Genomic DNA, 10,640 nt, shown 5'->3' on the forward strand with positions numbered 1-10,640 from the left:
GTTGGATGGCGATCGCCAGGATGTCGTGTAAGCCGAGCGGATGGGTTTGGAGGTAGTGGTTCAGGGAAACCCCTCCGGTGTCTTCCATCACCAGGGCATAACTGTGACCACAGACCTCCAGGCTGTGTGGTCGAACGATGCCGGGAAGGTTGAGGTGTTTGGTGATCGTGTATTGGTTGCGGAACTGTAACAAGTCGTTGAAGCTGGGATGGTCTTGTTGCAGCAGTTTGATGATGACCGAATCCTGGGTGGAGGTTTGCACGGCTCGATAAACGATCGTTCGCGCACCGATATAGAGTTGCTCCACGATGGAGTAGCCGGAGAGGTGAGGTGATGGGATAGAGCAGGCGTTGGCTGTCGATAGCATGTCGTCCAGGGGAGGGTTCTAGTTTGCTAGAATCACCTCCAGAATTCCCAGAAATGGGGCTGCCGCACCATGCTTCCCTGTTTGGCTGTGGTAAGAATGCTTGATAGGGGGCTAGCCGCAACTCAAACTAACCGCATAGCCGTCAGTTGGCATTGCTAATTGATATAGATGCATTGTAGGGGGCAGGGCTTTACCATGATCCTTGCTGTGTCCTTGCAGTTGAAGCGTTGTTTGCTGTTGTAAATGGGGACATTCTCCACCGTTTGGGAAGATGTACAAATGGGTCAGGGAAGAACACCAGACCCTTTACTTCAGGATCATTGAGCATTACATGTTGAGCAATATCTTTTGAGCAATGATCACGGTCAGGTGAGATCGCTACATACAGACGGGTTCGAGCTGCCAAACGGGACTCAATAGTGATGCTTTGATCCAGAATCCATCACGAATTGCGATCGCAGAAGTAGCGAGCATGGATTGGACAACGGTGCCCATCCTTTCTCAAACACGCTTAAGATCAGGCTGTACTATTCACCACTCTTAAGCGTGTTAGGGTTTTTAATCGTTCTGCTCTCATCCTTCTTTTTCTGCTTTCAGAATGTTATCGTTAGAATTTTATTCAATGAGTACACTATCCTGGGAGAATTTCAGACGGGAGGATTTGTTACTCCAACGTTAGAAAACTCCTTTTTGCTCATGTTCATGCGGATGCTGTTGGTGGTACCGCTGATGGCATTTCTAGCACCCAAACTTTATGCTCCCGTTTGGCATGATGTTGGGCAACTGCGAACCGCATCCAACCGATTACTTCTATTGCAGTCGGCTGGGTGCGGCGGTTTAATGTTTCTTTATCTGGCATTGCTCTATATTTCCATTGGACTGATTCCAACCGGCATTGCCATGACTCTATTTTTTACCTATCCCGTTTTTACGGCTCTGTTTTCCTGGCGCTGGTTTGGCGATCGCCCCACTGTTTTACGCTGGAGCGTTATGGGCTTTGTGCTGGTGGGAAGTGCCCTAACCATGCCCCAATTCAATGCAGCAACAGGGAATACGAGTTTGGTAGGCATTGTGACTGGAGTGGCCTCTGGCATTACCTATGCGTTGTATACCGTGGTGGCGCAAAAAAGTTTTGAAAAACTGCATCCTGTTCCGTTTACCTGGATTAGTTTTGCCACTACATTAGTGCTATCTACTATAAGTCTCCTGCTTTGGCACGGACAACGTACAGAATTGCTGTGGCTGCCCCTGTGGATTGGGGGCTTGCTGTCTGCGATCGTCACCTTTGCCGGACACTTAATGAACAACTTTGGCATTCGTCTCATTGGTGCCACATCGGCCTCTATGATTGGAGCCAGTAATCCAGCCTTGACGGTTATCCTGGCCTGGTTGCTGATTCAAGAAACGCTGAATCCTGTCCAAATTACGGGAGTGCTGATTGTAACGCTAAGCGTTGCTCTGCTGAGCCAGGAACACCGTTCGGCAAAATGAGGGCAATTACCGCTTGTCCAATCGAGGCTGGCGACCGGGGCGCAGCAAAACTACTCCAATCAACAACAGCCAAACTTCCCATATCATGAACCCGATTGGAGTCAGTTCAAAGACTGGGGTGGCCGGGATAACGGTGGCAAACAGTTCAGTTTGTCCTACTATCCAGAAGGGTACCGTTGATAACCCAACCCAACCCAGCCACGGTTTGAAGTAGGGCGATCGCAGCATGGTGAAACCAATTCCAATCGTCCAACAGACCAGCAGTGTTTGCCCTAACTGTTCGCCAATCAGCACACCACCGTACTGGTGGATGGTTTGATAAACAACAACGATTGCCGCACGCGTAGCATCAGTGCTATCTGGATCAACATACAGGTTTGCCAGTAGGGGAATGACAAACGTCCAGCGTAATAGCCCGATCGCCTGTAGAATGCTGGAAAGAACGCCCACCAGCGTTGCCCAAAACAGATAAGGTGTATCCTCCCGCTCTAAAAGGCGTTGTAGCAACACGGCTGCTGGAATGAATAGCAAACTCAAGAAGCCGAAGCAAAACCAGGTGATGATTAATTGAGTTCCTCCGGCATGAAACTGAGTTAAAACATAGTCAGTTGGTTCTCGCAGGATGTCATCGTACTCAAAGGTTTGCACCAGCATCAGATACGGAATGTTAATCAATAGGGCAAACAGAATGAACAAAACACCTGTCGCTTTAGCAATGTGTAGGCGATTCATGATGTAAACCTTGCTGTAAGTAATGATCTGATGCACTACCCCATGAATTGGGATAGAAGCTCAGCGAAGCAGTGGAATGAGGTAAATCAGCAGGGAGGCAGGATGCTTCCAAAGTGCTGTTAGTCCATTTCAGATAACCTCATGAGATAGAGCTGGTTTGCTACAGTTCCAAAGTATTCTGTTTGCTAAGACTTAAGTTGACCGACTACGCCAAGAAATTGACCGGGTACGCCAGGTTCAGCAATGATGAAAGAAGCAACCTTCTCTGTCGCTCTGGTGCGAAATACGCTGCAATATGCAGCGGCTCACCACTCAGTCGATCCGCAAAGTCTCTGTGCTGCCATTGGCATTGATCCTGGTTTGTTGGAAACGCCCGACAGCCGAATTAATGGAGAGGTGAATCGAGCCATGTGGCGTGAAGTGATGAAGCACACCGGAGACGACCATATCGGCTTACATCTTGGAGAAGCCTTTAATCCATCAGCCGTAGGAATTTTGGGTTACGTGCTGTTTAGCTGTCAGACGCTCAGTCAAGTGTTTGAAAAGCTCTCTCGCTATATGCGTCTGTTTAGCCAGGGCGTTTATATTCATTGCTCTGTATCCCAGGGGCAGTTGTTGTGCGACTGCGATATTGTGGCTCATCTCCAAAACTATCTGTTAGAAGAACCCCGGCAGCCCGTTGAGAGTACGTTTGCTGCTATTCTTACCGCTGTTAAATTGCTCACCGGGAAACCACTTTATCCCTATGCTGTTTGGTTTCAACATCCCCGTCCAGCCGACAGTTCGGAGCATCAGCGTATCTTTCAATCGCCAGTGCATTTTGCTCAACCGACCAACCGGCTTATTTTTGATGCCAGTTGTTTAGAGTGGGCTGTGTTGAGCGCCAACTCAACGCTGCTGTCTGTGTTTGAGCAACACGCGGAAACGATGCTCAATGACCTGAGCCAACATGAAACTTACACAAACCAGGTGGTGCGAGCTATTACAGAAGGATTGAAAGGAGAAATTCCTTCTGTGGAGGCGATCGCCCACCATCTGGCTATTAGCGTGCGCCATCTCCAGCGAGAGCTAAAAAAGGAAGGAACCTCTTATCAGCAGTTATTAGATAGAACCCGTAACGAACTGGCAATCCGCTATCTTAAAAAGCCTGACATTATGATTGATGACATTGCGTTTCTGTTGGGTTTTTCGGAACCCAGTGCTTTTCATCGCGCCTTCAAACGATGGACAGGCAAAACGCCGCGATCGTACAGGTTACTTCAACGGGGAAAGATCTAGATAGCTATCCAGCCCGTCCAGTGAGCTTAAGGACTGCCGCCACTAGCTCATCAGGATCTAACGGTTTTGGCATGAACCGATGGAATCCGGCCTCAACTAAGTTATCGCTATTGACTTCTCGAGTATAGGATGTGACAGCAATAGCCGGGAGAGGACGCTGCCAGCTTGCTTCGAGTTTTCTAATCTGCTGAATTAACCATTTGCCGCTTTCGTCAGGCAATCTCAGGTTAGATACCAGAATGTCGGGGTGCTGGTTTTCCATGATGCTGAGAGCCTTACAGGCAGAGTCAACGAGGATGACCTCTGCTCCTAAGTCTTCCAAAATTAGAACGAACAGCTCAGCCATATCTGGCTCGTCTTCGACTAGCAACACTTGCACCCCCTCAAGCGTAAGGGTGCTGGGAGTAGATTGAATTTTATTCTTCTCTATTTTCATAGGATTGTGACTGAAGTAGCTTACAGCAACAGGTAGCCTCAATACTGCTGAGGGATCTGCTCTGATGGTCACCATTAGTGACGGGCATTCCTGCCATACCTGTTGCAGGGAAGATAACTGGAATGAAGGCTCTAAGTTTATTGATTGAGTGGTCTGTTTTTTAGTTGAAGTGGTAGTTGCCTTTTAGAGTGATATGTGGCTGCCGTTTTACTATCTATTTTTCCTCGCCACATCTCACCTCTCGCCAGGAAGATTTTTCAATTGTGCAGGGCTGATAAGCTGGACGATGGCCTTAGCAACGGTTTCTGCTTCTACTGGTTTCGAGAGGTGCAGTTGAAAGCCAGAAGCCAGAGCCTGTTGCTGATCCATCTCTCCGGCATATGCAGTAAGAGCGATCGCTGGAATGTTTCGGCTAGATTCGACCGTCAAGCTCCTCACCTGACGGATTAGCATATAGCCATCTACATCGGGCATACCAATATCGCTGAGCAGGATATCGGGCTGCGTTTGGGCTAGCCGCTCCAGTGCCTCAACGGCTGAAGCAGCGGTAATAACGTTGGCTCCATATTGCTCCAGCACGAAGGCCATAAACTCACGCATGTCTGCTTCATCGTCAACAACCAGCACCGTCACGTCTGCTAATGTTAAAGCCTGCGTAGAGCCTTCTGCGGCCTGGTGCTGGAGCACCTGGGCAGCCATTAAAGGAAGCTGAACGATAAACGTTGCTCCCTGGTTTTCGCCAGCGCTCTCGGCGCGAACGGTGCCGCCGTGCAGTTCAACTAAGTGATGTACGATCGCCAGCCCCAACCCCAAACCACCAAACTGACGAGTCGTTGCACCGTCCGCCTGACGGAAATAATCGAACACATGGGGTAGAAAGTCAGAACCAATTCCCTTACCCGTATCGCTAACCGTGATCTGCGCCTGAGTGCCGATCGCCTCCAGCCGAATATCGACATGCCCACCCGACGGAGTGAACTTTACCGCATTAGAGAGCAGGTTCCAGACAATTTGTTGCAATCGGTTCGGATCACCTAACACCTGACAGGTCGATGGTTTAGATCCCGTGGGCTGTTGTGGATCGCTTGTTGCGGTGGCGGCAGGTGCAGCAAGCTCGACTCTAAAATCAATGGCCTTTGCTTCGGCTGATAGCCGTACCGTTTCTATGGCAGCGGCGACCGTCGATGACAAATCAACCGGGTAAACGTTGAGGCTCAGCTTACCCTGCAAGATGCGCGAGACATCCAGCAGGTCTTCAATCAGTTCAGTCTGTAGTTTAGCGTTGCGTTCAATAATTTCCAGCGCATGAGCCGTAGTTTGCTGGTCAAACGGGCGGCTCCGCAGGAGTTTAGCCCATCCCATGATGGGGTTGAGGGGCGATCGCAGCTCATGGGATAGCACCGCTAAAAACTCATCTTTAACCCGGTTTGCATCTTGAGCCTGTTGATACAGTTTGGCATTGTCCAGAGCCAGAGCAGCACGATGGGCTAACTCCTCCGCCAGAGCCAGATCATGGGCAGTGTAATGGCGACCCGAATCTGCCGTAAAGCAGAAAGTTAGCACGCCTAGTGTCCGGTTGCGGGCGAGCAGCGGTACAGCGATCAGTGAACACAGCTCGCAGTCTTTCATACGCTGAAGGTGTTCTGCACTGGTTGCGATCGCCTGCATCCATTCATCGGATACATAGGGAACAAAAAGCGCTTCACCGTTGAGCCATACTTGACCGCCATCCGGTCGCTCAATATCTTGTGGGTGGATGAAATAGAGTTGCTCAAACAACGCCTGTTTTTGAGGATCGGTATGCTTCCAGGCCACTCGCTGCATTTGGTTGTCGGCTGTGACGACATCCAAAAAGTCATAGTCAGCCAGGAATGGCACAACGGATTCAACCACGCTGGTGAGCGTCGTTTGATAATCCAGAGAGGTTGCCAACGATGAACTCGTCTCGGCTAAAAAGCGTTGCCCTACCTCCATTTGCTTGATATCATGCACGTCTGTTGCAGTACCAAACCAGCAAAGTACCTGACCCTGCTCATTTTTCAGTGGCACGATCCGAGCCAGATGCCAGCGGTACGTTTGGTCAAACCGCTTGAGGCGGCATTCTATCTCGTAGGCTTCGCCCGCCCGAATGGCCGTGGTTCTCGTTTCGTAGATGGACTGCAAATCGTCTGGATGAATCACATCAACCCACAAGCTAACGTTTAGCTCTAGCACGCGTCCTGTGTAATCAACCCAGCGTTGATTGTAATAGTCAACCTTGCCCTCAGTGTTATTCATCCACATCAACTGCGATACTGCGTTGGCAAGGGTGCGGTAACGGCTTTCGCTAACGCGCAACGCTTCCTCAACCTGCTTCTGGCGGCTAATATCCAGATTGATCCCGGCCCAATAAATTAGCTCGTCTCGCTCATTTTTAACGGGCACGCCGCGTGCCAGGATAGGATGCCATCTACCGTCGATCCCCCGGACGCGATATTCACGATCCCAATGGTCTTTGGTCTGGATGCAGTCGTCCCAGGCGGCGATCGTTCGCTCTGCCTCGTCGGGATGCAGCACATTACACCAGCCAGAATTGGAATACTGTTCCTGCGTTAGCCCCACCAATTGCAGCAGCGATTGGCTGACGTAAATGTTTTGGCCGCTGGGGTCGCACACCCAGATGCCATAGTCGAGAGTTTCACCAATAGCGCGATATAAGCTTTCACTCTCTCGCCGTTTTTGTTCGGCCTGCTTCCGGTGCGTGACATCGATCGCCGCCACGCCAACCCCCAAGACCTGCCCATCTGGCAAACATACCGGGTAGTAACTCACCAGCGAGTGTCGTAAAACTCCGGGCGGATAGGTTTCACCGCTAATCTCCTGGTTCAGCAGGGGCGTTCTGGTCTGCATCACCTGTTCTAAAACGGGGGTAAGTTGCAGTGCCCAAGCGGGCAATATTTCCTCCAGAGTATGCCCCAGATGGTCATTCAGCGGTTGGCCGTTCATTGCCGCCAATGCCTCATTCGCATACATGTAACGCAGGTCACGATCCAAAAAGGCCAGCGCTACAGGGGAACTAGCCAGAAAAGCATTCAGTAGGGTTTCGCTTTTTTGTAATGCCAGTTCGGCCTGCTTGCGCTCGGAAAGATTGACAGCAGCACAGGTCACTCCAACCGCCTGCTGGTTAGCATCCCACAGGGGTTCTACCGTCAGGTCGTAGTATAGGGTATGCCCCTGCACCGTCAGCTTAACTTCTTCTCGCGTGCCGATTCCGGTTTCAAGCACCTGGCGCTTAATCTGGGTTAGAATCGCGGCCTCGTGGGCGGGCAGTAAATCTTCATCCCGTTTGCCCATCACATCACTAGCGCCATGAACTGCTGGATTATATTCCCAGGTGTACTGTAAGTCCTGGTTCTGGTTGAAGAGGGCAATGGGTGAGCTTTTGAGGGCGACGCGCAGGCGTTCTTCGCTCTGGCGCAAAGCGGTTTCAGCCTGCTGGCGATCGCTGATATCTTCGGTAATGCCCAACAGCGACTCCACCGAGCCATCAGCACCACACTCCGGAACAACGCGGGATTGGTAATACCTGCCAGCAACGCTAAACTCAACCTGCACGCTGCGGCGATGGGCGATCGCCTCCTGGCATTTAGCCTCAAACTCGTCACAGATAGCGGCAGGCAAACCTGCCTCCCGTCCAGTTTTACCGAAGAACTGCTGTGGTGCAATGCCAGTCACTCGCTCTACGACCGGGCTAATGTAGGTGTGGCGCAGGTGGCGATCGAGCCGAAAAATTACATCCGGTAGGTTTTCAACCAGCGTGGTAAATTCCTGCTCCCGTCGATCGAGTTCAGCTTTTAGCCGCTGGCACTCGGCTTCACAGGCTTTGAGAGCATCTGCTTGATTCTCAAACGTCACAGCAGTTTATCCTCTGAAGCAATGATATAGGGGAAAACACCACTCCAACCAGTTCTAGAGTGGCGATAGGGAAGCATGACCCGTTTATGTGCCAGTGAGTGACTGATCAAAGCATCATTTCCAGCGGTGTTGCAAAATAGTCTTGGCTGTGCCTGAGTTCTGTTGAAGGTTTGGAACCAGACCGCCAACTGTGGTTAATTTTCAGTTGCGTTACCAGTGATCATGGTCGTATACCGTCTTGGCCAATTGCTTATTAAGCAAGAATAGGCTAAGCGGTAGAAGGCGCGCTACGTCAAAGGAAAGATTTTTAGCGTCAGGTTGATGGGCGATCGCGGCTGGCTCATCTTTCAATTAAAACCTGTATGAAAAAAATTCATAGATGCGATGAATGTAAGTTTTTGTTACATAAGCTACAAAAAGCTACCGTGAATGTATCAAATACATGATTCAACCCACCATGAAATCGTCTACTAGCTGGCTTGAATATCAACGCCACCGCTTCAATCGGTCTTACCAGCAGCCAGCGGCTCAACCAGGCATAACCACTTCGCTAAACAGCGTTTGGAACTCCCTGAGAGCCTATCTGTTTACCTCTTCTGAACCTCGTATTTGGACAACAGTTGACTCATTGGGTGAGACTCAATGGCATGGCTATGACCCTCTAACCAGACAATCTGTGGAATGCACCTCTGAAACAGACATGCGGATCTGGTTAGAGCAACGTCATTACGAGGATGAGCCTGCTGCCAGCCAACACCTAGAGCAATTCAAGCTGAAACGGCTATTGGGCCTGGCTTAAATCAGGGCTTAGTCTGAGGCTGCAATGGCATCCAAAAACGCCTGGGAGGTGGCGACAGTGCCAAATACGCCGCCTTCTATCTTTACCATTTCAACGGCGGCCTGGTGTAAGTGGGGTTCGCTTTCGGCACAGCAGTCTTCTAATAGCAAAATGTCGTAGCCGCGATCGCTGGCCTCCCGTAACGTTGAATGAACGCAAACAGCCGTGGTTAATCCGCAAACCACCAGATTTTTAATTCCCCGCTGCCGCAGTAGCAAATCGAGATCGGTTGCATAAAATGCCCCGTTTCCAGGTTTGTCGATGACGGGTTCACCCGGCAAAGGAGCCAGTTCTGGAACAATCTCCCATCCGGGTTGATCCCGAACCAAAACGCGCCCCAGTGGCCCATCGCTGCCAATATCTGCACCAGCGTGGCGGCTGCGCCAGCGCTTCACGCTGGTTAAATCAGCGAGGTCGGCGCGGTGCCCTTCACGGGTATGAAAAACGGGAAACCCTTTAGAGCGAGCCGCCAGCAATACGGTTTGAATGGGTTGAATGACAGCGCGTGTCAATGAATAATCAAATCCTTTCTGATCGAGATAGCCTCCAACACTACAAAAATCGGTTTGCACATCAATGATGATGATAGCGGTGTCATGCGCGTTAAGCTCTCCATGACAGGGAAATGGATAGGGGTCGGCAATGACTTGTGTGCCCATCGTCTCTACCTCTTGAAAATCTAAATATGGTATCTGTATTAGCTTAGGCTTGATCGGACTCTGGCTGTGCTGAATTAGCGCGGCGTTGCTGCTCTGCAAGATACCGGGGCAACGGCAGCGTAATTCTGTAGCGAAGTGACAGCATTCGAAACACGACGATAACCACAAAGCCGCAAAAGGCCGCGATCGATGGCTGCACACCCAACACCAGGGCACCCAAAAAGACCCAACAGCCAGCAAAAGCGCAGGTTGCATACAGCGAGGTTTGAGTCCGAAAAATCATTGGGATTTCGGCCAACAACACATCTCGAAGCACCCCACCAAATACTCCTGTAATTACGCCAATCAGGGAAGCTACAAAGTAAGGCATTTGAAAGCTGAGGGCATAGGAGGTTCCCGATATACTAAACAAGGCCAGCCCCAACGCATCTACTACCTTAAAAAAGGGTTTGGCGATGTAGCCGTTTGGTTGGGTCAGCGGTGGAGCATATAAAAATAAAACGGCTAGAAGGAAGATGAGCAGGGGATATTCCTGGTTGCTCACCCAAAACAGGGGACGGCGGTTCAATAGAACATCGCGTATGGTTCCACCGCCAAACGCATTGACAAACGCCACGATATAAGTGCCTACCAAATCCATTTGTTTGGAACGAGCCGCCATCATCCCGGACAGCGCTGCCGACATCACGGCACTGACCTCAATAACGTAGGTCAAAAACGAAAATCGTTGTAGTTGGTTGGCGATCGATACATCTAGAATCATTGTTGCACCGAGTAAGCAGACTTCAGGATTCTGACATCCTCCCATCGCCGCTCTGCGAGACGGCGTGGGGTTCCTCTTTCATCCAGCCGACTTGTCCAAATCAATTGCTTGGTTTGAATAGAGGTCGTTCTGTCCAGAGGCGTTGATTTCCGAGTGCCCCCCGGTATTTATTCCAGCCAATC

The 10,640-nt window shown here is 50.5% G+C and carries 9 protein-coding genes; 3 read left to right on the plus strand and 6 right to left on the minus strand.

The window, feature by feature from the left end:
- A partial coding sequence (locus IQ268_RS31160; RefSeq protein WP_193880788.1) for a protein kinase occupies positions 1–367 on the minus strand: 367 nt, incomplete at its 3' end.
- Positions 368–913: 546 nt separating this feature from the next.
- Between IQ268_RS31160 and IQ268_RS31165 the strand changes: the two genes are divergently transcribed.
- Positions 914–1,858: a DMT family transporter gene (locus IQ268_RS31165; protein WP_339383223.1), complete on the plus strand. Its 945-nt coding sequence runs from the start codon at positions 914–916 to the stop codon at positions 1,856–1,858.
- Between the two features lie 6 nt (positions 1,859–1,864).
- Here the strand turns inward: IQ268_RS31165 and IQ268_RS31170 are convergent, their stop codons facing one another.
- Positions 1,865–2,590 carry a DUF4386 domain-containing protein gene (locus IQ268_RS31170; RefSeq protein WP_193887227.1) on the minus strand — a complete coding sequence of 242 codons (726 nt, stop codon included), beginning with the start codon at positions 2,588–2,590 and terminating at the stop codon, positions 1,865–1,867.
- Positions 2,591–2,833: 243 nt separating this feature from the next.
- On the opposite strand from IQ268_RS31170, the gene IQ268_RS31175 reads away from it, so the two are divergent.
- Complete coding sequence (locus IQ268_RS31175; RefSeq protein WP_228035889.1) at positions 2,834–3,868, plus strand: AraC family transcriptional regulator; 1,035 nt, start codon at positions 2,834–2,836, stop codon at positions 3,866–3,868.
- 4 nt (positions 3,869–3,872) lie between these two features.
- Here the strand turns inward: IQ268_RS31175 and IQ268_RS31180 are convergent, their stop codons facing one another.
- Both IQ268_RS31180 and IQ268_RS33655 read right to left on the minus strand, forming a co-directional pair.
- Positions 3,873–4,304, minus strand: a complete 432-nt coding sequence (locus IQ268_RS31180) for a response regulator (protein WP_193887229.1) — start codon at positions 4,302–4,304, stop codon at positions 3,873–3,875.
- A 234-nt stretch (positions 4,305–4,538) separates the two neighbouring features.
- Positions 4,539–8,198 carry a PAS domain-containing protein gene (locus IQ268_RS33655; protein ID WP_193887230.1) on the minus strand — a complete coding sequence of 1,220 codons (3,660 nt, stop codon included), beginning with the start codon at positions 8,196–8,198 and terminating at the stop codon, positions 4,539–4,541.
- Positions 8,199–8,655: 457 nt separating this feature from the next.
- Here IQ268_RS33655 and IQ268_RS31190 point away from each other — a divergent pair, with 457 nt between their 5' ends.
- Positions 8,656–8,997: a hypothetical protein gene (locus tag IQ268_RS31190; RefSeq protein WP_193887231.1), complete on the plus strand. Its 342-nt coding sequence runs from the start codon at positions 8,656–8,658 to the stop codon at positions 8,995–8,997.
- An 8-nt stretch (positions 8,998–9,005) separates the two neighbouring features.
- On the opposite strand, the gene IQ268_RS31195 is transcribed toward IQ268_RS31190, so the two are convergent.
- Together IQ268_RS31195 and IQ268_RS31200 are read right to left on the minus strand one after the other, a co-directional pair.
- Positions 9,006–9,695 carry a cysteine hydrolase family protein gene (locus IQ268_RS31195; RefSeq protein WP_193887232.1) on the minus strand — a complete coding sequence of 230 codons (690 nt, stop codon included), beginning with the start codon at positions 9,693–9,695 and terminating at the stop codon, positions 9,006–9,008.
- A 43-nt stretch (positions 9,696–9,738) separates the two neighbouring features.
- On the minus strand, positions 9,739–10,458 hold the full coding sequence (locus IQ268_RS31200; RefSeq protein WP_193887233.1) for a trimeric intracellular cation channel family protein: 720 nt from the start codon (positions 10,456–10,458) through the stop codon (positions 9,739–9,741).
- Positions 10,459–10,640 lie beyond the last annotated feature (182 nt).

This window comes from Oculatella sp. LEGE 06141 (assembly GCF_015207605.1).
GTDB lineage: Bacteria > Cyanobacteriota > Cyanobacteriia > Elainellales > Elainellaceae > Oculatella.